This is a genomic window from Bradyrhizobium ferriligni, assembly GCF_056837965.1.
Genome location: NZ_JBXEJO010000007.1, coordinates 28,496 through 52,834, shown reverse-complemented (window position 1 = coordinate 52,834; position 24,339 = coordinate 28,496). Strand labels below are relative to the sequence as shown.

The following is a 24,339-nucleotide window of genomic DNA, read 5'->3' as shown; positions in this document are numbered from 1 at the left end:
TAGCCTGCTATTTCGCCAGCGGCTTGCCGGCCGTCTCCGGCGCCAGGGCGATCAACGGCAGGCCGACCACATAGATCAGCGACAGCATCGAAATCGCCAGCGGGAAGCTGCCGGTGCGGGCGGCGAGCGCGCCGATCAGGGTCGGGCCGGCTGCGCCGAGCACACGGCCCATGCTGAAGGCGAAGCCGGAGCCCGAGCCGCGCAGCGCCGACGGAAACATCTCCGGCAGCCAAATCGTGAACAGGCCGAACACGCCATTGGTGAAGAAGCCGAGCACCGGCAGCAGCACCATGAACAGCGTCAGGCTGTCGAGCCATTCGATTGCGACCTCATAGGAGACCACGACGGAGATCAGCCCGCCGATGAAGAACAGCACCGCGGTGCGGCGCCGGCTGCCGAGCCAGGTGGTGAGCCATGGCACAAGGAGGCAGCCGATCAGCGTGCCGACATTGGTGATCAGCCCGGCCACCGCGCCCATCTCCTGCGCGTGCGCGGGCGTCGCGCCCGCGGCGACCAGCTTGGTCGAGATCACGGTCGGGGCCCAGAAGTTCGACGACCACAGGCCGAAGATGATGCAGGCCATCATCAGCGCCGCGGCCCAGGTGGTGCGCGCCTGGTCGCCGGCAAACAAGGCCGCGACCGACGGCTGCTCGCGCGCAGCGCTGCGCTCGGGTTCGGGAATGTTGCTGCGCAGATACGCGATCAGGAGCGCGGGCAGAATGCCGAGCAGGAACATGCCGCGCCAGCCGAGCGTGCTGCCGATCGCAAGCGTCACGGCGGCGGCGAGGAACAGACCGGTCGGCGTTGCCGTGTGCAGCCATCCCGCGAGCCGCACCCGCGTATTCTCCGGCACCGATTCCTGCAGCAGCGGCGTGCCCGCGGCCCATTCGCCGCCGATGCCGAAGCCGGCAACAAAACGAAACAATGCGAACATCACGATACCGGTCGCAAGCCCGCACAGCGCCGTGAACAGCGAGTAGACCAGCACCGTCCAGCACATGATCCGGACGCGCCCGTAACGGTCCGCGGCCCAGCCCCAGACCATCGAGCAGGCCCAGCCCAGCATGAAGATCGAGAACAACAGCCCGCCATAGATGCCGATATTGGCCTTGCTCGGCTCGATGCCGCTGGCCGGCAGCAATTCGCTCAGCGCGCCGACCAGGATGTAAGCGTACATCGAGGAATCGAAGCCATCGAGCATCCAGCCGAACCAGGTCGCCCAAAACACTTTTCGCGGCGACACTGCGCCAGGCGCCGCGACCGACAGCGCAAGTGTATCGACGGTGCTCTCAGTCATGTTTCCTCGCACGTTTCTTTTGTGCGCGGACTATGCCGAGGTTTGCGCGACGGGACATCTCCGGCAAACGGGACGGAGGTATCCGACACAAGAATAGCGACGCCGATCACATCGGCGTCACCGCGAGAACGCTAACGCGTGTTGCCCTGGGACGAACGCGCGGCGGCTGCGCCGTTGCAACCGGCGGACGCGCCGGCGTCTTGCGCAGCTTCGCCGCCCGGATAGAGCATTCCCGGCGTGATTACGGCGGCATCTGCCAATGCGCACGCCACGCCGCGCGAGCGTGTTTCGGCATGTGTCTGGGGAACGTCTCACTTTTGATAGATCTTGAGCGTTTCAATCATCTGCTTGAGCTCGGCAACATATTTATCGGCGTAATCCTTGTGGACCGACAAGGTGACGAGAATGCCGAGCTCGGATGTATTGGTGGCGAGATAGTAGGTGTCGAAGTTTGCCAGTTCGGAGCCGGAATGCAGCGCCTCGACCCATTGGTGCGAACCGATCACGTTGCGCTTTACAAACCGGATGTCGGACAGCTTGCCAGCGCTTTCGTCCCCGATCCGTTGCCTTTGCTTTAGATGGTCCTCGTAGGCCTGCAGATTGTCCTGCTCGTTGCGTTCCTTCATGGCGATGATCGCGATTGCCGCACGGGGAGGCTTGCCGGGCGGGGAGCAGACGAACTCAGTGTCGTCTTGTTCGCACCACCAGCCGTGTGCCAGCTCCATGTCGAGCGCCGCGGCCCGGAAGACGTCTCGCTGCGGCGCGACCAGGATACGCGAGGCTGAATATCCGGCGCCACCGAGCACTGTCGCGCTCACCACAAACGATGCCAGCATCGCGGTGACAAGGCGCGCGCTGCCGGGGATATCCATCGTCAACTCCCCTGCTGCTCGATCCAGCGCTTGAGATCGGCGGCACGCTGCTTGAGGCCGGCCCCCGCCTTGGAGCCGGCGACCGCGTCGATGGTGTTGAGGGCCGCCTGTTTGGCATCTGCGGCAGCGGCGGCATTTCCGCGCTTGCGCTCAATCAGGACAAGGTATGCCTGCGCGATCGCCACCTCGTACGCGACAGATGCGTCCGCGGCCTTGCCGTCACCGGATGAGCCGGCACCGACCGCAAGCTTGAACTGCTCGGCCGCGGGATCGAGCCGATCCAGCGCGGCATATTGCTGGCCCGCCAGCCGGAACAGGCGCACCCGCCATCCGACGAGCTGATAATCCTCGGTGCGACCGTCGGACCTGCGGGCGTCGAGCAAACGCTTCAACGCATCGGCACCTGCGTCGTAGCTGTCCGCCGCCTCCTGGTGGCGATTTGCGGCGACGTGCAGGTCGCCCGTCTGGCCCAGCGCCTCGGCCTCGAACCGGATGAACTGAGCGCGCCCATCATGCTCCTTGCCGAGCCGCCTGGAATCATCGAGCAGATCGGCAAAAGCGCGGCCGGCGCCATCCATATCCTTTTGCCGCACCAGATATTCGGCATAGGCCTGCCGGGCCTGCAGGAGTGCCAGCGCCGAATCGATGCGCGCGCGGCCCTGATGACTGAGCGCCGCGCGCTCGATGGCGTCGCCGAATTCCTTCCGCGCCTCCTTGTCTTCGTGAAGCGCTTCACGGTGGGCGCCGCGCTCGAGCCGACAGGTCACGATCCCGTTGATCGGAGGATCGCTCGCTGTCCCTTGATCCGCCTTGTCGAGCAGATCGCAACCGCGGCCGATGATGAGCCGGCGTGTCCGCAAGGTGTCGGCATCGTCGGCTCTCAGATTGGCCGCCTCGCCAATCATGCTGGAAGCCGCGAACATGCTGTCATCGTTGGCGCGGATGGCCTTGTACTGATTGATCAAGGCCAGCACGCTAAGACCACCAACGGCGACAAGCGTTCCCAGGGTTGCGCCCGCGACCGCGCCTAACTGCGTCTGCTGCCGCCTCTCCTCTTCTTGCCGGAGCCGGGGCATCTCCTCCGGCGGTATGTTGAGCAGGGGCGCGACGATCTTCAGCTTTTCCGCGCTCAGGCGGACCACCCGCGAGAAGCTCAGGAACCACAGTGGTCCCGCGCCTCTCAGATCGACGATCTCGATGTTCGGGAAGGTTTCCTTCAAGCCTCCGGGCAGCGGGCCGTCGAAGTCGCCTGCGCCTCTGGCCACGATGACATTGCCGGCGCCAGGACCAGCGGTGAAATCCCTGATCTCGCGCTCGATCCAGTCTTCGACGCCGCCCGGCCGCCGCATCGCGTCCGGCGTCGCCACCACGATCAGGTATCGCGAGGAGAGCAGCGCCGGCTTGATGCTTTGCTGGTAGAAGTCGCTGGTGCCGCGCTCATAGGCCGTATCGAGATAGACGCGCAGTTTCTTCGCATAGGCGCCGCGCAGCACTGCGGGAAGGCGAAAGCCGACAAGCGTGCGCCTGAGCCACCGTGCAACGGCAATTCCGTCGGAGCGGCGGTAGGAAATGAATGCGTCATAGTTGAACTCAGACATCGAGTTCGACGGGCTGATTGAATGGGAGCAGGTCCGAACCGGGCCGGATCGCGCAGCTGAACAGGAACTTGTTCGAAAAAATCTACATCAGACACGCAAGCTAAACACGTTGTAGTGGCTCGATCAATCTCCATCTCGTCAAGCGAGCATCGGCATTGTCCGCCTCCCGGCCGCGCCTGGGGATGATGGTGCGGTTCGCTCGACGCGGCGCGATCAGCTTGTTAAGCCGCCTCTCCGCAAGGACAATTTGAGTCGGGACATGACCGTAGCGATCGAGATGGGACAAACGACGGCCGGCGCTTCGGCGGCCATCGACCTCGAGGAGCTATTGGCGACACGCCTCCTGGTGCAGGGCAATTCGGGTTCCGGCAAATCCCATCTGCTGCGCCGGCTGCTGGAACAGAGCGCTCCCTGGGTGCAGCAGACCATCATCGATCCGGAAGGTGATTTCGTCACCCTGGCGGAACGATTCGGCCACCTCGTCATCGACGCCGAGGACCACACCGAGCGCAGCCTGCAGGTCGCCGGCGAGCGCGTGCGCATCCATCGCGTCTCCACGGTGCTCAATCTCGAAGGGCTCGACGCCGAGAACCAGATGCGGCGCGCCGCAGCGTTCCTCGGCGGGCTGTTCGACGTCGCCCGCGACCACTGGTATCCGATGCTGGTGGTGGTGGACGAGGCGCAGCTGTTCGCGCCGGCGGTCGCGGGCGAAGTGTCCGACGAGGCGCGCAAGCTTTCGCTCGGCGCCATGACCAATTTGATGTGCCGCGGCCGCAAGCGCGGGCTTGCCGGGATCATCGCGACCCAGCGGCTGGCGAAGCTCGCCAAGAATGTCGCGGCCGAAGCGTCAAACTTCCTAATGGGCCGCACCTTCCTCGATATCGACATGGCGCGCGCCGCCGACCTGCTCGGCATGGAACGGCGGCAGGCGGAAGCCTTTCGCGACCTCGAGCGCGGACAATTCATGGCGCTCGGACCCGCACTGTCCCGCCGTCCGCTGGGGTTGCGCATCGGTCCGACCGACACCCAGCCGCGCAACGCGGCGCCGCGGTTGATGCCGCTGCCTGAAGCGGCACTGGAGGACGCACGCGCGATCATCCTGGCCGCTCCGCCGCCGGAAGCGGTGCGGCCGCAGCGCCGGGCGCCGTCGCCGGATCTGCTCAGCCAGTTGATGGCCGCCAAGCAGCCGGCACCTGAGCCAGATCCCGAAGCTGCGGAGCCACCGCCGAGCGCCGAGCAATTGGCCGAGCGGCGTGAGCGGCTGGACCGTATCCTGCGCGCCATCCTCGCCGAGCCCGACGCCGGCTTCCGCGCCATCGGCGCGCTCTATCAGGAGTTCGTGGTCCGCTGCCGGATCGAGGGTCTCGGTGCCGTTGTGCCGGAGCTGACCGATTTCCGCCGGATGCTGACGCGCGCCCGCGCCGGGCTCGGCACCGAGATGGCGGACGACGACGTCTGGCAGGATGTCTCGCTGCGTGCTTCGCTCCTGCCCGAGGACATGCAGGGCGTCTTCATGATGATCGCCCGCGCCGCGAAGGAGGGCTGGCCTTGCCCGAGCGATGCCGCGATCGCTCGCGCCTACGGCACGCATTCGCTGCGCCGCGCCCGGCATCTTCTGACCTACATCGAGGAACAAGGCCTGATCGTCTGCCAGCTCGACGGTGCCGGCCGGCGGATCGTGACCCTCGTCGAGCTCGCCTGGGCCACGGCCGCGGCCGACCCGAATGTGGACGACCAGGCGACAGAGGCGGCTTGCAACAGCTCGTTGCCGTGATCAGGCGCCGGGCAACCAGGCGTTCGGTGTTGCGCAACATCGCGGAAGCGCTGCAAGGCAAGAAAAAGGCCCGCCTGGAGGCGGGCCTGTTCATCTTTGCCGGTTGATCGATTTTGGTTGCGGAGGGCCCGTAACAGGCCCTCCACAGCCGCCCTATCTCAAGCCCTTACGCATGCTGCGGCTGCGCAAGCTGACTGACTTGCATCGCCGGCGGATCGACAACCGAGGTACCGCCATGGCCGTCGCTCGAGGCCGTGAATGTGGAAGCCATGTAGTTGCCCAGCAGCGCAATACTGGCGGTGACAGTGCCGTCCGTCACCGTGAGCGTTCCGTGCGTGCTGTCACCGCTGAAGGTCGGCGTCTGAACGGTCGCGAAATTGATATTCGCGAAATCGATCGCGTCCGAACCGGTCATCCCGGCGACGGTTCCGGTGAAGCTCGCGGAATTGTCGAGCTTCAGCGTCCCCGTGCTGCCCAGGAACGTAACGGCGGCGTTCGAAGCCCCCGTCAATTCCAGGGTCGTGCCTGCTGCGATGGTGGCGCTGCTGGGGCTCTCTCCCGTTACGTTGAAAGGCTGCCAGACACCCCACGCACTGCCATCATACGCCCGGATCCAGAGTTGGTCGGTGCCGGAGCCGGCCTGATAGGTCGTCTGGGCAAGTTGTGCCGAAGTGACGTCGATCTCCGTATTCGCGGACTGGTTCACTCCGTTGACGTTCCAACGCCCGTTCGTGTTGGAATCCCACAACGCATATTTCGTTATGGTATCGCCATCCGCGTCCGTCGCGCTGACCAGGCTCGAAGCCGCGAAGACCTGCCCCGAGACCGTCGTTACGTTTGAGACCGCGACTGTCGGCGCCTGGTTCGTTGCGGTGGCCGTGAAGCTCTTCCAGGAACTCCACATGCTGCCGTCATTGGCCTTAACCCAGAGCGTATCCGATGGCGAGCCACCGGGTCCGAACACGTAGCTCACCTGTGACAGGTTCGCCGCGCTCACATCGATCTCGGTGTTGGCGGCCTGGGCGACACCGTTCACCACCCAGTGGCCGTTTCCTCCGGTGTCCCAGAAGGCGTACTGGGTGATCGTATCGTTGCCGACACCATCACGAACTATCAGGTATGGGATTCGACGGTGGATGCGAGCAGCGGGTACTGGGTGGTCGGGGGAGTCGCCCAAGGCACCAATGCCGCCATCAATGTCACGGCAGCTCAGCTCTCGAGCACAAGCTTTCAAAGCGGCTCGGGTTCGGACGATCTCTGGGTGAGGGCTTACGACGGTTTTGCCTGGGGGGCGTGGAAGGAATTTCACGTCACCGCACCGGTTGACAGCGCTCCCGTCGTGACGGCGTCCGACTTCCACGCGACGGCCAATCAGAGCGTGGCCGCATTAAGCCTGTTTTCAGTCACGGATGCCGACGGCGACAGTATGGCACAGTACCAATTCTGGGATTCGACGCCGTCGGCAAGCAGCGGCCACTGGAGCATTGGCGGGACTGCGCAGCCCACCGGCACCGCCATCAACGTCAGCGCGGCTCAAATTGCCAGCACGACATTCCAGGGCGGCACCGTGCCTGACGACCTCTGGGTTCGCGCCAGCGATGGCATCAGCTGGAGTGCGTGGCACGAATTCCATTTCATCGTCTAGGGAGCGGCCCGCGTTGCGGAAACGCCGCGATCTGGGCCCAATCAGTCGACGACACGAGGTCCGATTGTCCTCCAAAACAAAAATGGCCCGCGAAATGCGGGCCATTTTATTGGAACCGGTTGGTCCGGATTTTGGTTGCGGGAGCTGCAAACACCGATTCCGGTGTGCGTAGTGATCTGACGAAGCCGCGGGCGGAATTCGCCAGTCCGGACCCGGGGGAGGCTCGCTTGCGCGCGACTCTCAATGGCGAGGGAAGCGCGGGCCGTCCCCATCCTGTCATCCAGCGAAAACGACGACCATGACCGATCCCCAGGTTGTCAGCAGAATATTGGAGATCGGATAGGCGGGCGTGTAGCCAAGCACCACCACAGAGCTGCCCGAGCGCTCCTGAATGGCAGCCATCGCGGCCGTGACCGTCTGTGCTCCGGTCAGTGCACCGAGCAAGAGGATCGAGTTCATGCGCAACACGAAATGGCCGAAGCAGAAGCCGACGATCTGCGGCAACAGGGTGACGATCATGCCGCCCAGCAGCAGCCCGATACCCGACTCGCGTATCGCGGAAAGGAAGATCGGCCCGGCATGAATCCCGGTCAGGCCGACGAACGCAGCCAGTCCGAGTGACGTCATCAGGCTGATGGCGCCGTCGGGGATCCGGCCGAAATACGGCAGACGTGTGCGGAGATAGCCGACCAGAAGTCCGGCGAGCAGCGTACCGACGCTGGTGCTCAGCGAGATCGTGACGCCACCGACCGAAAAACTCACGAGAACGCCAAGCAGGCCGCCGAGGAAAATCGCGAGCCCGAGCACCACGAAATCGATCGTGGTACTCGGCGCAACGATGACGCCGATGCTCTTGGCCGCATTCTGCACCACAGTCTCAGGACCCACGATGCGCAGCATATCGCCGCGCTCCAGAACCGTGCCGGCAGCGATCGGAAGCGCTTCATCGCCCCGGCTCACGGAGCGCAGATAAAGGCCGCGCGTCCAGTCTTGTTCCGACGCCTGCTGGAGACTGCTGCCTGCGAGCTTCGCGTTGATCAGGAATACGTCTGCCGAGATCAGTGGGATATCGAGGAGCTCCCGGTCCTCCACCTCCTCCCCGCGCGGTCCGATCAGTTCGACGATGATCTGGCGTGGCGCCGACAGCGCGATCACGTCGCCTGCCGCGAGCAGCGTTGCAGGCTCCGCCTCGAGGATGCGCTCGCCGCGACGGATACGGTGGATAAATACACGTTGCCCGGGCACGCGAGCTTCGGCGGCCGCAACTGTCAGCCCGACGATCGCAGCGTGAGCGTCCAGCCGGTAGGCGCGCAGTTCGAACTTGCGCCAGGCCGACGCAAGGCCGGGCTTGGCGCGCGTGATGCCAAGGGTCTGCTCCAGTTTGAGCGCCTCCGCCTTCAGATCGATTTTCAGCAGCGCCGGAACGACGATCGTGCAGAACGTGATCACGCCGGCATAGCCGAAGATGTAGCAGACCGCATCCGCCACCGCGATGTGCGAGACAAACAACGCGCGCTGTGCCTCGGACACTGGCAGGGAATTGACCGCGTCGGTCGCCGTACCCATTGCAGCGCTCTGGCTGAGCGCGCCCGACATGAGCCCGGCGGCGAAGCCGGGGTCGAGCCGCAGCACGCGTGCCACGACGATCGCCGCCGCAAGGCCGGTGAGGCTCACGACAACGGCCATCAGCATCGGCTTCAGCCCGTCGCGCTTCATCGCCAGCACGAATTGCGGACCGACTGAATACCCGACCCCGAACAGGAACAGCAGGAACAGGAACGATTTGGTCATGCTTGAGACGGGCACATGCGCGAAATCGCCGACCGCGAGTCCTGCGAACAGCGCGCCTGTCACCGGGCCAAGGCTGAAGGCGCCGATCCTGAAGCTCCCGATCCAGTAGCCCGCCGCGATCACCAGGAACAGCGCGAGCTCCGGATAACGAACGAGAAATTGCGCCAGCCAGGTCAACATCGTCTCAACACGGTCCCGCGCCGCGGCTATGTCATCATCATCACCAGCACCATGCCCCAGATCGTCAGCAGCGTGTTTCCGACCGCGTAGGTGACGGTGTAGCCAAGACCGGGAATCTGGCTCTTCGCGCGGTCGTTGATCATGCCCAGCGAAGCGGTCGTGGTGCGCGCGCCGGAGCAGCATCCGAGCAGGATCGCGTCGTGGAAGCGGAACACGTATTTGCCGACAAACATCGCCAGGATCAGCGGCACGGTGGTCACGACGACGCCCCAAAGGAACAGGCTGAAGCCGAGCTTTTGCAGGCCGGCGACAAATCCCGGGCCCGAGGAGATTCCGACCACGGCAATGAAGACGTTCAGGCCGACCGAGTTCATGAACCATACGGTGGGTGACGGGATGCGGCCGAAGGTCGGATGCACGGACCGGAGCCAGCCGAAGAACAGGCCGGAGATCAGCGCGCCGCCGGAGGTGGACAGCGTCAGCGGCACGCTTCCGATCTTGTAGACGAACGCGCCGACAAGGGCGCCGATCGCGATCGCGGCGCCGATGAACGCGACGTCGGCAACGTCTGTCGCACGATCCGGCCGGCCCAGCAGCTTCGTGGTGGCGGCGACATCGGACGTGCGGCCGACCAAGGTGAGGATGTCGCCCCGATTGATCTTGGTGTTCGGCAGGATCGGAATCTCGGTCGCGATCGCGCCCCGGGCGATCCTGCGCAGGAATACGCCGCGAGCGCCCGGCTCCTTCGCCAGCTGCTCCAGCGTCTTGCCGTCGACGTCTTTGCTGGTCACGTAGACATCGACGCCTTCGATCGGAACTGCCAGCAGCTCGCGATCGTCAACCTCCTCGGCCTGCTCGCCGATCAGCTGCACCAGCACATCGCGGCGCCCGGCCACGGCGACGACATCGCCGGCATGAATCACGGTATCGGAGGTTGCCTCCACGATCTTTCCGCCCCGCTGAAGCCGGAGGACGAAGACGCGATGATCGGGAATCAGCGCCTCGGCCTGCTCGACCATCTTGCCGACGACCGGCCCACGCTCGCTGACGCGGTAGGCACGCAAATCGAACTGGTGCCAGGCCGTGCCCGGGCCGCCCAGCTCCTTCTTGCCGCCATGCTCCTCCTCGTATTTCTTGCATGCGGTCTCGAGATCGATCCCGAGCAGCGCGGGCCCGAGCAGCGCCAGCACGATCGCCGACCCAACCGTGCCGAAAATATAGGTCACGGCATAGGCGACCGGCATGGCATCGAGCAGCTTCTTGGCTTCGTCTGCGGGCAGACCAAGGCGATTGATGGCGTCGGTCGCGAGCCCCATCGACGCGGAAATCGTCTGCGAGCCGGCATAGAGCCCGATGGCCGATCCGACATCGTAACCGGCGAGCTTGGCGCCGAGATACGCGGACAGCAGACAGAAGACGCAGACCACCGCCGCGAAAACGGCCTGCGGGACGCCGTCCTGCGCGATGCCGCGCACGAATTGCGGTCCGACGCCGTAACCGATTGCAAACAGGAACATCAGAAAGAAGAACGGCTTCAGCGGCCCTGATATGGTGATTCCGATCTGGCCGATGATGACAGCGGCGACCAGTGTCGCGGTGACCGCGCCCAGTCCAAGACCCTTGTAGGTGAAGGAACCGAAATAGTAGCCCAGGGCCAGCGAGAGGAAGATCGCAATTTCGGGATAGGTGCGGAGCGTCTGGAAGAGCCAATCGATCATGATGTCACCCGTTCATGCTGTCCCGGGGCTTCGGCGTCCGCCCGCTTCGATCTCGTGCGGGGGTGGCCGAAAAGGGCGAGCAACCGTATCGGTCGACATCAGATGGCGGTTGGCGAGCAGGATGTTGATCTATGTCAACCGCAGCTGCGAGAGCCTTGCGATTTCATGATCTTGCCGACACCACGCGCGTGCCGCGCACATTGCATCGTGAGCGGCAATCCGTCGCAGCGATCGCATCGCTAGCGCGCGACCGTTGACATAGATCAAGGCTCGTCACCGGCCGCCGATCATGCTGCGCGCGATTGCGCGGGCAACAGAGCTGTCGCTTCCATTCCAACAGCTTGCATCGATCCGGGAGTGTCAAATGGCCGATCTACTGACCTTAAAGAAATTCGAGGCGCTGAGCCCCTTCGAGATCAAGGACGAACTGATCAACCTCGCGAAGAGCAATTCGAAGCGGAGCCAGATGCCTTTCCTGAACGCCGGGCGGGGCAATCCGAACTGGGTGGCGACGACGCCGCGCGAAGGTTTCTTCCTGCTCGGACAGTTCGCCATCACCGAGAGCAAGCGGGTGATGGAGCACCCGGCGGGAATCGGCGGCATGCCTCAGGCAAACGGCATCGCCGGCCGGTTCGAGGCCTGGCTCAAACAGCACAAGGACATGCCGGGCGCGAGCTTCCTGACCGAGATGCTGCCCTTTGCGGTCAAGAAGTTCGGCTTCGACCCGGACGCCTTCGTCCACGAGCTGGTGGATTCGATCATCGGCGACAATTATCCGGTGCCGGACCGCATGCTGGTGCACAACGAAAAGATCGTGCACGAATACCTGATGTGGGCGGTTTGCGGCGAGCCCCGGCCGGCCGGGAAATTCGACATCTATGCGGTCGAGGGCGGCACGGCGGCGATGTGCTACCTGTTCAAGTCGCTGAAGGCCAACCGGCTGCTGGTGCCGGGCGATACGATCGCGCTGGCGACGCCGATTTTCACGCCCTACATCGAGATGACGCACCTGGAAGACTACGACCTGAAGGTCGTTCAGATCAGGGCTCCGCAAGAGAACAAATTCCAGTTCACCGACGAGGAAATCAAGAAGCTGGAAGATCCGAAGATCAAGGCCTTCTTCGTGGTCAATCCGTCCAACCCTCCGGGGATGGCGTTGAGCAAGGAGACGGTTGCCAAGTTGGCCAATCTGGTCAAGACCAAGCGCCCCGACCTGATGATCCTCACCGACGATGTCTATGGCACCTTCGTACACGGCTTCCGTTCGCTGCTGGGCGAACTGCCGCACAACACCATCGGCGTCTACTCCTATTCGAAGTATTTCGGCTGCACGGGATGGCGGCTGGGGGCCATCGCCATCAACGAGGACAACATCTTCGACAAGATGATCGCCAAGCTTCCGGACGACGCCGTGAAGGCACTCGACAAGCGCTACGGGCCGCTCACGCTCGAACCGCGCAAGCTCAAGCTGATCGACCGCATCGTCGCCGACAGCCGCGACGTGGCGCTCAATCACACCGCGGGATTGTCGTTGCCGCAGCAGGTGATGATGAGCCTGTTCTCGCTCGCGGAGATGATGGACGTGAAAAAGGCCTATCAGGCGGCCTGCATGGAGATCGTCAACAAGCGCCTATGGTCGCTGCTCGACGGCCTCGGGCTGGCCGACAAGCTAAGCCCCAATCCGAACTACGATGCCTACTACGCCCTGATCGATTTCGAGTTCTGGGCCCGAAAGAACATCGGCGACGATGCGGTTGAATATCTGAAGAAGAACGTCCATCCGCTGGACCTCGCGTTCAGGCTGGCCGAAGCCCACGGGATCGTGCTGTTGAACGGCGGCGGATTCGATGCCCCGGAATGGTCGCTTCGCGTGTCGCTCGCGAACCTCGCTGACGATGTCTATGACGACATCGGACGCGGCGTTCGGACGATCGCCAGAGGCTATCGCGACGCCTACGAAGCAGCGAAGGGCGGAGCCGCAAAGCGCTGACAGCGGCGCTTGCCGCGCATCGAGCGTCTGATCCGGCAGGGCTGAAGCAAAAGAAGAGCCCCGGCGATCGTGCCGGGGCTCAATTTACATGGGATCACGAAGATCAGTATCTCGCGACGACCGGCCCTCCGAACCGATAGTTCAGGCGTATCGTCAAGAGATCCACGTCTTGTCCGATCCGGTTGGCAGCGCCGGCTACGATGGGATTGACCACCGAGAACGTGTTGTTCGCATCGCCCATGAAAAGGCGGTCATATTCGAGCCCGACGGACCAGTTCGGAGTGAACCCGTATTCGAAGCCCACGCCGACGGTGCCACCCCAACGGGTCGACGTCGCCGACGCCACCCCAATTCCCCCGACCGTCGTCCAGATGTCATAGCGATTGCTGGTGACCGCGGCACCGCCCTTCACGTAGAACAGCGCGGCATCCCAGGCCCAGCCGAGCTGGCCGGTGAAGAGACCCAGTCCGTCGGTCTTCGTTGTCGTCGAGAACCTCGGATCGATCAGGCTGAGGCGCGAGCTCTTCAGGTCCGCCCAATCACCCTGTCCTTCCAGGCCGAACACGAACTGGCCTGCCTGCCAGCGATAGCCGAGTTGTCCGCCGAAAACGCCACCGGAGCGCGAGCTGCACCCGTCGGCCACGACACCTCCGAGGGCGGGGAGGAAATCCCAGCAGGTGCGGCTCTCACCCCAGCCGCCATTCGCACCGATATAGAAGCCGGTCCAGTTGTAGACCGGCGGAGGGACCGGCACAGGCGCCGCCTTGACGGCCATGTCAGCAGACAACGCCGGCGTGGCCATGCCGACAATCGCGGCGACAGAAAGCAAAAATCTCTTCATGGAATGATCTCCGGGTCTCTTCGCGTTAATCGAGAAAAGCAGTCCTTGCGCTCGCCCAATCGGGGCAGTGGTCGAAGCCTAGATGTGAGTCACGAATAGGCGCGTGCCAAAATGGCAACACTCAAGGGCAAACGAACACCATGCTCGGGCTCTGCTTTCAACTTCGGTGCAGCACGAAGCTCGTTCTGCCGGAGAGGCAGCGTCGAGCCGGCTCACTGTTCGACGAGCCAATCGGCAATGTTCTGCGAGGGGATCAATTGCCTGGGGAGGTGCGGATTGATGGTGCCGGCAAACACGACCAGCCCTTCGTCCAGTTTTGATCGCGCGAACGCCTTGGCGTCCGATTCGCTTGCAAATGTCCTGGTCTCGCGAGGGCTGCGCGCCCGTCGAGCCAGCAGACCACGTCGGCGAATTTCATAAGTGACATACCAGATGGCCGACACCGCGACACCGGGCGAGAGCGAACAGCCCTAGCGACACACCATCTGGCCGGCGGCCGCGCCTTGACCTTGGTCAAGGGCGCGGACCGTAAAAATACGGGCGCCGCGGCCCGAGTTGAGGGAGAAGCGGTTCGATCAGAAGCGCGAGTGAACCGCGACCAGCCTGCCGACCGTCGGCATCGCGGGCTTCACCTCCGGCCCGAGAAGGACAAGGATGCCGTCCAATGCCTGCACGTTCGCAAGGACGATAATCAGCGCCAGTTCTTTTGCATCGCATTCATTACGGTGTCTGCCTTGTGCGACTTGCAGTACTTGCCGATTACCTTGCCGTTTCGCTCGACGTAGCGAAAATCGACGACGGTCAGGTTCTTCGATGCGCTGAAATAGCCCGACATCCAGGAGCTGATCAACGTTTGCCGTTCCTGGTCCGACTCCAGCAATTGCTTGCAGGTAATGAGGGACAGGTCGACGACGACTTGCGCTTTGGCCACGACGCTCGTGGCAAGGAGTGCGACGGTCGCAATGGCAAGAATCGATGGTTTCATTGTTATCTTCCAACCCTGTTTGATCACTGGCCGGCCGTAGAGCGCTCAAGGCCGGCCATCACGGTCTGAGTGGGATTGGTCGCGCACCACGCCTTCACGCTTGCGACATTTCGCGCATACGCGTTGAGATCGACAAAGACGTATCCCTTCTTTTGATTGAACCAGCCGCTCATCCAGGCAGAAAATACGGAAGAATCGCCCGGGGACATGGCGAGGTACTGCGAGCAAGTTATCCGCGCCATATCGACGCTCGTCTGCGCTTGCAGCGGGCCCGACAACGCCGCGCCGGCAAGAGCCAGGCACACAGTGATTTTGTTCATTCGATTTCTCCCAAGCTCCGCGCACGGTGATTTCTATCCAGCGATCTGCGCCCTCACTGACAGACAAGGACCGGTGTCTTTGCTTGCGCCAGCACCTTGTTTGTCACACTGCCGATGAGAAGCTTGGAGAGCCCGCTGCGCCCGTGCGATGACATAACGATGAGATCGCAGCCCTTATCATCGGCTGCTGCGATGATGGCTTGATGCGGTTGCCCGCTCTCGACTTGGCTTGTCTCGCAGGGAACGCCGGCCTCCCTGGCCGCGTGTGCGGCGCGATCCAACGCGCTCGTGGCCTCTTCCTTGCGTATCTCGGCAAATCTCGCGAGCAGATCACGGTACCGCCCTCCTATTTCCGAGAGTGGCTCAACGACGAAGATGACCGATACTTTGGCTCCGACGGATTTCGCCAGCGCCACCCCCTGCTTCACCCCTTGCTCCGCCAGTTCCGACCCATCTGTCGGAATGAGAATGTGCCGGTACATGCCTTTACCTCCCGGTTATCTGGATGACGTATCGCCGCCCGCCAAATGCAAGCTGAACCTGAGCCTCGGGCCTGGCCTTGAGATAGATCAATCCATCGCTCAGCGCCGCACCCCGGACGCTGATCGTCGCTCGGCGGAGCCGCCTTCGACCTGCGGCCCATCTGAGGCAGGGCGAATCGAGCGCGAGTTCACCGCAGCGAAATCGTCAGTCCGCCCAGATTGGCGGCGAATTCCAATCCTGCTTTCGGTCCCTTGAGCATGAGCACAACGCCCTGTTCATTTCGCAGGCTCACCCCGCCTACGCCCCCGGCCCATGCGCCACCGGCTCCGACCAGCGTGTAGCTGCCGGCGAAATCGTTGACGTCCCTGATGCCTGAGGCGGTGCCTTCCAGCCAGGTCACCGACGCACCGGCAGTCACGCCGAGGCTGAAGCCGGACGCGATGAACCGATAGTGCCGCCCGCGGTAGGTCAACGTGCCGCTGCCGCCGCCGCCGCCCACGACGAGAGCCGCCTTCACGAACTTGACCTGAACATGGCCGACGGCCTGCGCGAAGCATGGCGCGACCAACAGGACCATCGCCGCAAGCGCCAGTATGACGGAACGGATCATGGATCGCGTCACTGCGGTCCCCTCCTCGCTCAGGGATTTGTCGGGTCCACTTTCTTCCAGGTGTGATCCGGATCGAAAACGATCATGCGCTTGGCGAGGAAATCGGTGCGTGGGCCGAGATCCTTTTGATAGACCGTGCCTGCGTGGTTGACCAGGAAGGTCATGACGCCGGAATTGCCGTATTCGGCGGGATAGGCGACCAGGGCGAATCCACCGATCATCTTGCCCTTCACAACGTAGTTCAGCGCGCCGCCCGGGGCGTCGGAGCCCTGTGCCTTCAGGATCCGATAGTAGTAGCCGTGGTACGGCATGCTCTGCTCGCCGACCTTGTAGCCTTCCGCAGCGGCCTGGGCGGCCAGTTCGCCGAGCGGGCTTGGATCCTTGTCGTCGCGCCAGAACAACCCGTCCGTCTTGCCCGGCCTGCTGACGATGCGCTGCGCATAGGCGCCCACACCCTCGCCGCGATCCTTCTCTGCGTATTCGTTCTGTGCGTCGACATAGGCAAGACTGGTCTGGATCGCGGCCAGCTCATTGCGGCCGATCCTGCGGTAGAGGATTTCGCGCCGCCCCGCGGCGGCGTCGAAACTCCAGCCGTCCTTGTTGTTGACGATCGGGATCGGGAACGGGAAATCGTCCCTCCCCAGAATCAAGGTGGCTTTCTTGTTGTCGTCAGCCTTGATCGAATGCTTGGCGTCGTAGGCCGAAAGAAAGCTCTCTCGCGCATTGGCGTCGGCGACATCGTCCCCCGACTCGATGATATCGGCGGCATCGCGGCCCAGCACCTTCAGCATGGCCCGACTGGTGCCGGCTTTGACCGCGGTTACCAAGGCAGACGCCGCGTCTTCCGGATTGGGGAAACCTTGCTGGGCGCGCGCAGGAGACAGCAGCAGAGCAAGTGCTGTTGCCGCGGCCACGCCGATGCAGGCAATACGATCCAGTCGCGAGTACGAGGGGCCTGTCATCGTGATGCCTCCGACGGGGATGGAATCTTCGCGCCGGCGGCAAGCCAGTCGTTGTACCTGCGGAACTTGAGTCCGAGCTTCTCGTAATAGACCCTGAGATAGCCGTCGGCGCCGCGCGTCACCGCCGCCGGCATGACCTGCTCGACCTCCTGCGCCATCACGCCGACATAGCTCTTGTCGCTGCCAAGATAGGAGAAGCGATAGTAGCCGAGGCCGTTGGCGAGATGTCCAAGCAGCTCGATGTCGTGCTTGAGCGCGATGTCGGAGCGTCGTCCACCGCCACCGCCGCCGCGGAAGCCGCCACCTCCGCCACCACCGCGGAAGCCGCCTCCGCCGCCGCCACGGCCGGCAAAACTTGCGCCGCCGCCGCCGCGCGGCATGCTGGCCATACTCGATCGCCCGCGCGCCGATGCCGCCGCAGCTGCCCGTCCGGACGATACGTTCATGGCGCCACCGCGACTACCACCGCCACGATTCGCCGCAGCTGCGCGGTTACCGGCATTGCCGCGGTTTGTGGCCTTTGCGCGATCGCCGCCGCCCTTGGCCTTGTTGCCGGCACCGGCGCGGTCGCCACCCTTGGCGCGATCGGCGGCACCGGCACGGTCACCACCTTTGCCGCGATCGCCCGCACGGTCTCCGCCGCGATCGCCTCCACGGTCTCCAGCCCGATCTCCCGCCCGATCTCCGGCGCGATCACCGCGGTCTCCTGCCCGGTCACCGGCGCGATCTGCGCCCGGGCGATCGCCGCCGGGCTTGAGAACCTGCTGACCATCGCGGCCGCGAAAATCCATCCGATCGCCGGCGCCGGCCCGATTGGCGTTGCCGCCGAAGCGCTGCTGGACGTTGCTGTTGTTGTAGCGGACGCCCTGCCGATGCGCCGGATTATGCTGCCAGCTGTTCCCGATATTATTGACCCTGTTGAAATTGTTCACATAGACGTTGCGATTACCCCAGTTGAAGCCGCCGCCCCAATAATTACCCCAGCGTCCGATCGCCCATCCGGCGCCGAAGGCAAGACCTGCCGCGATCACCCCGGCGCCGACATAGGACGGATAGCCGAAATAATACGGCGGATAGTCTGCATAGGGCCACGCGCCATAGACCGTCGCGGGATCATAATAGGGCACGTAGACCGTGTTCGGATCGGTCTGCTCGATGACGATGACTTGCTTGCTCTCCTGAGTCTGGACGCTGACCTTCTGCTGCTTGGTCGTCACCAGCTTGTTGTTGGCCTGCGCCTTGCTGCGCAGCCGCTGGATCGCATCCATGACGTCGGGCTGCTGCGCCAGCACGGCATCGCCCAGATTCTTCGTCCAATCGATCTTGTCGCTCATCATCGCGAGCACGTCGGCGGTGCTCGCGAGCGCCTTCACGCTGTCATCCCAGGCCTGCTTGTCGACCTCGGCCTTCAGCGCATCCCCTTTCAAGCTCTTGCGCTCCTTGAGCCAACGATCGGCCTGCACGACCTCGAGCGGATAGGTCGATGCCGCCAGCACGTTGGCGAGCAGCGAGTCAGGATAAAGCGCGATCGGCGCCACCAGGGCTTCCAGCTGTTCCGGCTTCAGGAGCTGATCGGCAGGCTGCGTTGTTGCCGCGGCCGGCTGGCTGGCCTGGGCCGGCGGCTTGTCAGCCGTCTGCGCGGTTGCGGCAACGGACGTCACCGACACCAGCAAAACCGCCAGCATAGTCTTGCCCCAACGAAACATCGCGACCTCCATCGACACCAACGGTCGACAGCATCGGCCACGGTCCCGTCCCCTCCTTGATCAAGATCAAGGAAACGGCCCTTCCGTTCAGCTTCCGGCTTGGCTTTCGGCTTGGCCCGGCTGTCGCGACGCTAGGTGGATGCGGCGATCGTGAATCAGGTTCTCGAGCCGATGGGCCGCAACGTTCACCGCCGTGACGGCGCGCTCGGCCTTGTCGTCCTCGACCGGCTGGTCGCGCTGCGTTCGCAGCACCTGGTCGATTTCGCGCTCGATCTCTTCCAGCTCCGGCTCACGCCCGGCCGCGCGGACCCGAGGCCCCAGCGCGTAAAGCATATCGAGCGCCTCCTCGCGGCTCGGTGTCTCGACCGGTCGAAGGAATTTCCACGCTGCCGCAAGCACGGACGCAAGTCCTCCGGCGATCATCGGCGCCAGGAAGATCGCATTGCCCCACTGGTCGAGAAAACTCTCCCTGGTCCCCTCATAGACCGCCGCCGCTCCCGGATGCACCGGGATGTAGGCGCCTGCGTCGGTATCGGGCGTAGCGATCTGGGAGAGTGCCGGCAGCTCGGCAAGCAAATCCCGTCGCGCATTCATGATCGACTGCGTCAGGTCGCCGATCAGGTCATTCCCGAGCTTCTTCTGCGCCACCAGATAGAACGACGTCTGCAGCGTCGTCAGGTCGTCGGCAGGAACAGGCGGCGAGCCGCGCAAGGTCCCCTTCGGTACGTCGAAGCTTTCATAGGCGCGCTCCTTTTCGGCGATCGCTCCGGCGGACTCGATGGCGATGATCACCGGGCCGGCTCGCGTGGTGCGCGAGAAGACATTGCGCAGCAGCGAAAGATACTTTTCGGTCAGAGGCATGACGAGCAGGATCGCCCGGACTTCCTTGGTGTCGAGCGCCCGGCGCGCGTCCGCGGGGGCGAGCGGCTTGAATGTCACGCCTGCGCGCGTCAGGTCGTATTCGTCAGTCAGCACCTTGATCAGCTTCTGATTGGCTTCGGCGCCGATCACGCCGATGGTGGCGCGTTTCAACTCCGCCACATCAGATATCGCAGCGCCGGGTGGCGCGACCAACAGGACGGTGGCGTGGGCCAACACGATAACGGCCTGGGCCTGCGAGAGATCGCCGACGTCTCCACGGACGACCGCGAGGTCGACCTTTCCGGACGCGAATGCCTTGGCGGACTCGAGCGGTCCCGGCGTCTGGACCAGGCTGAGCCGGACTGGCGCTTTCGACTGGGCGAACTTTCCGGCGATCGCCGAGACCAGCCTCCCGGCCTCGCCGTCCAGCGACCCAACCGCGATCGTCAAGGTCGTCGGCCGCTCGTACCAGCGATAGGCCAGCAAGCCTGCGCCCCCAACCAAAAGGGTGAGGCCGGCCACCAGGGCGATGCGCAATGACCTCGGCAACCTGCTGGGATCCACGGCGCGCTACCCAATCGGTCCGGCGTCAGCCGACAACGGTCCGGCGGCGCTGAGCCAGCGCGGGGAGCGGACGCCTCTAGATCTTGCAACGATGATAGTTGACCTCCATCCCCTCGATGCCCGGGAACTGGCGCGTAATGGTATCGTCGTCGACGGCCTTAAGGAAGAACTGCACATTCGATACCATGATTCCCGACGCGCAGCCGACGATGATGTTGATGTTCTGGCCGTCATCCTTGCGCGATTTGATCTTGCAGTTCTCGAACTTGCCCCGGAGGCGATCGGGTTCGGCGATGAATCCGCCGCCATGGACGCCTGAGAAGTTCGTGAAGGTCAGCTGGTTCGCCCGGCCCTTGTGGGCGAACACCTTTCGGCATTGCTCGGCGCTCGTGGCCCAGGCGCCCGTGAGATCGAAAGCCTGCGCGTAACCCGGCAATCCGAAAATCATGCCCGTCACCACGATTGCGCGAAGCTTACAGGCCGGTTTCATATGCTGTCTCCCTGTTCGCGCCCATCAGTGACCGCTGAGCACCAGCGTCTTGATCGGCAGCAGCAGAGCTTGAATCCGAAGCAGCAGAGCGTGAACGAGTGCAGTCGCGTCGACGGCGTGCAGGGCAAAGCCTTTCAACGTGCCAGTTTTCGGATCGTCGATCGCGTCATGATTGCTGGTGTAGGCATTGACGACGCAACTGCTGCCTGGTGTCACGCCGTCAAGGCCGCCCTTGTAAAGCGGCTCCAGGAACACGAGGATCGAACCTGGCTTTTGCAGGCTCTGCGGGTCGATCAACAGCTCGCTGGCCCGAAACTGGCCGGCGGCGATGAAATCCTGCACGCTGGTGACAACCAGAGGAATGATCACCCAGGGTTTCGACATGCAGGTGGCTTCCGCGACCATGCCGGGCTTCATCACTTGGGCCTCGATCTGCCCGAATCCCGCCTGCAACATGTTGCGGCCCGCTTCGTCCGGTATCAGGATTCCGGCCGGCCGCATGATCTGGGCGACGAGGTCCCCGGGGCGAACGAGGAATTGCTCGACGCGGCCATCGACGCCGGCACGGACGAAAGTCTTGTCGAGATCCACCTGCGCCTGCGCCCGCGCGGCCTCGGCGCTCGCCTTCTCGGCCGGCAACAGCGTGGAGACCCGTAGCGTCGCCGATTGCTTGGCGGCGCTGGCGGCATCGACGCCGGACTGTCGCTGATCAACCAGCACCTGCAGCTTCTCGATGTCACGTTGCGGCACAATGCCCGGATTGCGGCGCTGCAACTCGCTCTTTACCTCCAGCTCGTCCTTGGCTTGCTGCAAGGAGGCTTTCGCCTCCCCGACCTGAGCGTCCGCCTTGACGACGTCGGCCTGCGCCGCGATCAACGACGCATCGACCTCGGCGATCTTTCGCTTGGCGGTCTCGAGCGCGGCCTCCTGCTTCGAACTGTCGAGCCGGAACAGAACGTCACCCTTCTTCACCGGCGCGGTGAAGTCGACATTGACCTCGACGACACGGCCGGAGCCTTCGGGCAGGATCGGCACGGTCCTGAAGTAGATCGCCGCGGAGGTTGTCGAGGGGTGAAAGTAGAAGATCATCGTGATCAGCGAGATCGTGAGCATCAGGCAGCCGGTGATCCCCCATCTCAGTTCGTACCAGACAGAGAAGAACGTGATCTCCTTGCCGAACCGCTTGCCTTGCCAATAGCGGCGGTAGAGGTAATCCGGCAGGATCGTCACCAGCGAGCAGATCATCAGCTCAAGCATGGTTGTGCACCTCTTGCTTCGCGGGCGTCCGGACGTCGGGACTGCCGCCAGCTACGGATTCGGCTTCCGGTTCGGCAGCGCCCGGCGTGGCGTCTGCTATGCGCTCGACGGAATCGGCAATGCTGCGCATCGGCGTGCCGAAATCCGGGAGGTCGATGAGTGCCAGCAACAGGCCGGCCACCCAGAAGATATGCATGTGGGTGAACAGCGATATCAGGCCGAGGACGGCGACGATCTCAAACTGAAGTTTCTGGCTCTTGTGCGCCATGCGCTCCGGCAGGCTGTGCAGCTTCCAGTACAGAGTGCCAACCCAGAAGACGGTGGCCACGAGGAAGATGCCCATCACCACCATCAAGGCGTCCGACCCGTCGGCGCCGGGAATGAAAAACGGCAGATGATGGGGGGCCGCCGGATGCATCTGTTCGCTCAAGTCAAGTCTCCCGGTCGCAATAACACCGCAAGCGAATCTTGATCGACACTGCTGACGATCCTATCGCGCTTGCTTGATCTGGATCAAGGAAGCCGGTCTGCTCAATCCTACCGTTCCGGGGGCAAGGTGGAAGATCGGGCTTAGGAGTCCCCAGCCATGCGAGACAAGATCGATGATCTGATCCCCAAGGCACACGAGATCCAGAAGCAGGCCGCGCTCAAGGAGGCGGAGAAAGCGGAGGAGCACGCCAAGCGTGCGGCTGCTATAGAAGCCGAGAAGCGCGCGTTGATCGAGCGCCTGAGCAAGCCCTCCGGGCTCAGCGAGGACGAGAAGGTCAAACTGGCGTCGACGGTGATTCAGCGGGCGGTGCGCAACGGGTTGAGCGAAGTGCAGGTCTATCGCTTTCCCAATACGCTGTGCACCGACAAGGGGCGAGCCATCAATCAGATGGAGGCCGGCTGGGAGAAGACGCTGACAGGCATCCCTAAGGAAATATACCAGCTTTGGGCTGACTACTTGCAGCCGCGCGGCTACCGCATCCGCTATCAGATCGTTGATTACCCCGGCGGCATGCCCGGCGATATCGGAATCGTCATTGCCTGGGGCGACTAGTCGAAACGATGGACGGATATCCATGGCGAAAGACAAGCCCGCTGGGAAGATGAAGCGCAAGGACTATGAAGAAGAACTGCACAAGCTGCAGATCCAGCTCTGCCATCTCCAGGAATGGGTGAAAGCGAACAATCTCAGGGTCATCATCCTGTTCGAGGGACGCGATGCGGCCGGCAAGGGCGGAACGATCAAGGCCCTGACCGAGAAGGTCAGCCCGCGCGTGTTTCGCGTGGTCGCCCTGCCCGCGCCCTCGGATCGCGAGAAGTCCCAGCTCTTCATCCAGCGCTATATGCAGCAGTTTCCGGCGGCCGGCGAGATCGTGATCTTCGACCGCAGCTGGTACAACCGCGCAGGCGTCGAATATGTGATGGGGTTCTGCACGCCGGCGGAGCACAAACGATTCCTCTCGCTCTGCCCGCAGATGGAGCAATACATCATCGAGGGCGGCATCATCCTGATCAAGCTGTGGCTCGAGGTCGGGATGGATGAGCAGCAGCGCCGCTTCAGGGCCCGGATCGACGATCCGCTACGGCAGTGGAAGCTGAGCCCGATGGACACGGAATCCTACAGCCGCTGGTATGATTACTCCCGCGCGCGCGACCTGATGTTCAAGGCGACGAGTTCGAAGCACGCGCCCTGGAACGTTATCCGTTCCGACGACAAGCGGCGGGCGCGGCTGAACTGCATCGCGTTCCTGCTGAAGACAATTCCTCACGGGCGGGTCAGGCGCGACAAGGTCAAGCTGCCCAAGCGCTCCAACAAGGGTCGCTACAACGATCAGGCCGGACTGCGCGGAATGAAGTTCGTCGAGGAACGCTACTGAGAGGACAGGCCGCGCAGGGCGCGCGGCCGGCCTCTCTTAGATCTATTTCAAGCGGATGGAAACCCCGCCCACGGCGGCCGAGACTTCGGCGCCGACCTTCGGGCCGCTGAGCTGCAGGATTACGCCATTGGCGTTCTGCAGCTGCACGCCTCCGGCGCCCGCGGCGATCGCCCCACCGGCGCCTGCAGCGCTGTAGGAGCCTTCGATCGAGGCAGGCCCTCTAAGATTGAGGGCGCGCCCGACCAGCTTGGTGGTCGAAGCGCCGATCGTGAAGCCGACGCTCATGCCCGACACCGTGAACGGATAGTGCTTGCCGCGCAGGGTCAATACGCCCTCGCCGCCTCCGACACCAACGATGAATCCACCCTTGGTGAAGATGACGGCGACCGAGCCGGTTTCAGCCAGCGACGGCGTGCTGAAGCCGGCCAATCCAACCGCCAGCATAGCAAGAATTCCGATCAAACTCACTTTCCTCATGGTGTCCCTCCGGAAACCGGTTGCGTTACGACTTGTTGCGCAAGACTCATCGC

The 24,339-nt window shown here is 63.5% G+C and carries 25 protein-coding genes; 6 read left to right on the top strand and 19 right to left on the bottom strand.

From position 1 onward, the window contains the following. Positions 1-7 precede the first annotated feature (7 nt). From AC1VNY_RS05615 to AC1VNY_RS05605, 3 genes are all read right to left on the bottom strand, one after another. Positions 8-1,297: an MFS transporter gene (locus tag AC1VNY_RS05615; protein ID WP_482404450.1), complete on the bottom strand. Its 1,290-nt coding sequence runs from the start codon at positions 1,295-1,297 to the stop codon at positions 8-10. A gap of 311 nt (positions 1,298-1,608) precedes the next feature. Further along, positions 1,609-2,169, bottom strand: a complete 561-nt coding sequence (locus AC1VNY_RS05610) for a hypothetical protein (RefSeq protein ID WP_482404449.1) — start codon at positions 2,167-2,169, stop codon at positions 1,609-1,611. A gap of 2 nt (positions 2,170-2,171) precedes the next feature. Next, positions 2,172-3,662, bottom strand: a complete 1,491-nt coding sequence (locus AC1VNY_RS05605; protein WP_482404448.1) for a hypothetical protein — start codon at positions 3,660-3,662, stop codon at positions 2,172-2,174. A 364-nt stretch (positions 3,663-4,026) separates the two neighbouring features. Here AC1VNY_RS05605 and AC1VNY_RS05600 point away from each other — a divergent pair, with 364 nt between their 5' ends. Together AC1VNY_RS05600 and AC1VNY_RS05595 are read left to right on the top strand one after the other, a co-directional pair. Next, positions 4,027-5,541 carry a helicase HerA domain-containing protein gene (locus AC1VNY_RS05600; protein ID WP_482404447.1) on the top strand — a complete coding sequence of 505 codons (1,515 nt, stop codon included), beginning with the start codon at positions 4,027-4,029 and terminating at the stop codon, positions 5,539-5,541. After that, positions 5,520-5,648, top strand: a complete 129-nt coding sequence (locus AC1VNY_RS05595) for a hypothetical protein (RefSeq protein ID WP_482404446.1) — start codon at positions 5,520-5,522, stop codon at positions 5,646-5,648. The genes AC1VNY_RS05600 and AC1VNY_RS05595 overlap by 22 nt, the downstream gene beginning before the upstream one ends. A 59-nt stretch (positions 5,649-5,707) precedes the next feature. Here AC1VNY_RS05595 and AC1VNY_RS05590 read toward each other — a convergent pair whose 3' ends face one another. Next, complete coding sequence (locus AC1VNY_RS05590; protein ID WP_482404445.1) at positions 5,708-6,577, bottom strand: hypothetical protein; 870 nt, start codon at positions 6,575-6,577, stop codon at positions 5,708-5,710. Positions 6,578-6,583: 6 nt separating this feature from the next. Between AC1VNY_RS05590 and AC1VNY_RS05585 the strand changes: the two genes are divergently transcribed. After that, entirely contained in the window at positions 6,584-7,186 is a 603-nt protein-coding gene (locus AC1VNY_RS05585) for a hypothetical protein (RefSeq protein ID WP_482404444.1), read from the top strand. 276 nt (positions 7,187-7,462) lie between these two features. Here the strand turns inward: AC1VNY_RS05585 and aspT (AC1VNY_RS05580) are convergent, their stop codons facing one another. Next, entirely contained in the window at positions 7,463-9,157 is a 1,695-nt protein-coding gene (aspT, locus tag AC1VNY_RS05580; RefSeq protein ID WP_482404511.1) for an aspartate-alanine antiporter, read from the bottom strand. A 26-nt stretch (positions 9,158-9,183) separates the two neighbouring features. After that, the gene (aspT, locus tag AC1VNY_RS05575; protein WP_482404443.1) at positions 9,184-10,875 is read right to left on the bottom strand and encodes an aspartate-alanine antiporter; all 1,692 of its coding nucleotides are present in this window, start codon (positions 10,873-10,875) and stop codon (positions 9,184-9,186) included. A 364-nt stretch (positions 10,876-11,239) separates the two neighbouring features. Between aspT (AC1VNY_RS05575) and aspD the strand changes: the two genes are divergently transcribed. Next, positions 11,240-12,865: an aspartate 4-decarboxylase gene (aspD, locus tag AC1VNY_RS05570; protein WP_028344997.1), complete on the top strand. Its 1,626-nt coding sequence runs from the start codon at positions 11,240-11,242 to the stop codon at positions 12,863-12,865. A 103-nt stretch (positions 12,866-12,968) separates the two neighbouring features. On the opposite strand, the gene AC1VNY_RS05565 is transcribed toward aspD, so the two are convergent. The 12 genes from AC1VNY_RS05565 to AC1VNY_RS05510 form a co-directional block, all read right to left on the bottom strand. Further along, the gene (locus AC1VNY_RS05565) at positions 12,969-13,706 is read right to left on the bottom strand and encodes an outer membrane protein (protein WP_018271002.1); all 738 of its coding nucleotides are present in this window, start codon (positions 13,704-13,706) and stop codon (positions 12,969-12,971) included. Between the two features lie 212 nt (positions 13,707-13,918). After that, entirely contained in the window at positions 13,919-14,149 is a 231-nt protein-coding gene (locus AC1VNY_RS05560) for a hypothetical protein (protein ID WP_038385236.1), read from the bottom strand. A gap of 248 nt (positions 14,150-14,397) precedes the next feature. Then, positions 14,398-14,691, bottom strand: a complete 294-nt coding sequence (locus AC1VNY_RS05555; RefSeq protein ID WP_018271001.1) for an HdeA/HdeB family chaperone — start codon at positions 14,689-14,691, stop codon at positions 14,398-14,400. A 23-nt stretch (positions 14,692-14,714) separates the two neighbouring features. Beyond that, positions 14,715-15,011 carry an HdeA/HdeB family chaperone gene (locus tag AC1VNY_RS05550; RefSeq protein WP_038379761.1) on the bottom strand — a complete coding sequence of 99 codons (297 nt, stop codon included), beginning with the start codon at positions 15,009-15,011 and terminating at the stop codon, positions 14,715-14,717. A 53-nt stretch (positions 15,012-15,064) separates the two neighbouring features. Continuing rightward, positions 15,065-15,493: a universal stress protein gene (locus AC1VNY_RS05545; RefSeq protein ID WP_482404442.1), complete on the bottom strand. Its 429-nt coding sequence runs from the start codon at positions 15,491-15,493 to the stop codon at positions 15,065-15,067. Positions 15,494-15,681: 188 nt separating this feature from the next. After that, positions 15,682-16,104, bottom strand: coding sequence for a hypothetical protein (locus tag AC1VNY_RS05540; protein ID WP_028345002.1), 423 nt, complete (start codon positions 16,102-16,104; stop codon positions 15,682-15,684). 29 nt (positions 16,105-16,133) lie between these two features. Next, positions 16,134-17,066, bottom strand: a complete 933-nt coding sequence (locus AC1VNY_RS05535) for a DUF2950 domain-containing protein (RefSeq protein WP_482404441.1) — start codon at positions 17,064-17,066, stop codon at positions 16,134-16,136. After that, positions 17,063-18,772 carry a DUF3300 domain-containing protein gene (locus tag AC1VNY_RS05530; RefSeq protein WP_482404440.1) on the bottom strand — a complete coding sequence of 570 codons (1,710 nt, stop codon included), beginning with the start codon at positions 18,770-18,772 and terminating at the stop codon, positions 17,063-17,065. Before AC1VNY_RS05530 ends, AC1VNY_RS05535 begins: the two co-directional genes overlap by 4 nt. Before the next feature lie 87 nt (positions 18,773-18,859). After that, positions 18,860-20,182 (bottom strand): TAXI family TRAP transporter solute-binding subunit, encoded by a 1,323-nt coding sequence (locus AC1VNY_RS05525; protein WP_482404439.1) that lies wholly within the window; start codon positions 20,180-20,182, stop codon positions 18,860-18,862. A 91-nt stretch (positions 20,183-20,273) separates the two neighbouring features. After that, on the bottom strand, positions 20,274-20,687 hold the full coding sequence (locus tag AC1VNY_RS05520; RefSeq protein WP_482404438.1) for a hypothetical protein: 414 nt from the start codon (positions 20,685-20,687) through the stop codon (positions 20,274-20,276). 24 nt (positions 20,688-20,711) lie between these two features. Then, the gene (locus AC1VNY_RS05515) at positions 20,712-21,944 is read right to left on the bottom strand and encodes an HlyD family secretion protein (protein ID WP_482404437.1); all 1,233 of its coding nucleotides are present in this window, start codon (positions 21,942-21,944) and stop codon (positions 20,712-20,714) included. Continuing rightward, a complete protein-coding gene (locus tag AC1VNY_RS05510) occupies positions 21,937-22,374 on the bottom strand; it encodes a hypothetical protein (protein WP_482404436.1) in 438 nt (145 codons plus the stop codon). Before AC1VNY_RS05510 ends, AC1VNY_RS05515 begins: the two co-directional genes overlap by 8 nt. Before the next feature lie 156 nt (positions 22,375-22,530). On the opposite strand from AC1VNY_RS05510, the gene AC1VNY_RS05505 reads away from it, so the two are divergent. Continuing rightward, entirely contained in the window at positions 22,531-22,986 is a 456-nt protein-coding gene (locus tag AC1VNY_RS05505) for a hypothetical protein (RefSeq protein WP_018270993.1), read from the top strand. Positions 22,987-23,008: 22 nt separating this feature from the next. Continuing rightward, the gene (gene ppk2, locus AC1VNY_RS05500) at positions 23,009-23,809 is read left to right on the top strand and encodes a polyphosphate kinase 2 (protein WP_482404435.1); all 801 of its coding nucleotides are present in this window, start codon (positions 23,009-23,011) and stop codon (positions 23,807-23,809) included. Between the two features lie 42 nt (positions 23,810-23,851). Here ppk2 and AC1VNY_RS05495 read toward each other — a convergent pair whose 3' ends face one another. Further along, entirely contained in the window at positions 23,852-24,286 is a 435-nt protein-coding gene (locus AC1VNY_RS05495) for a hypothetical protein (RefSeq protein ID WP_482404434.1), read from the bottom strand. Positions 24,287-24,339 lie beyond the last annotated feature (53 nt).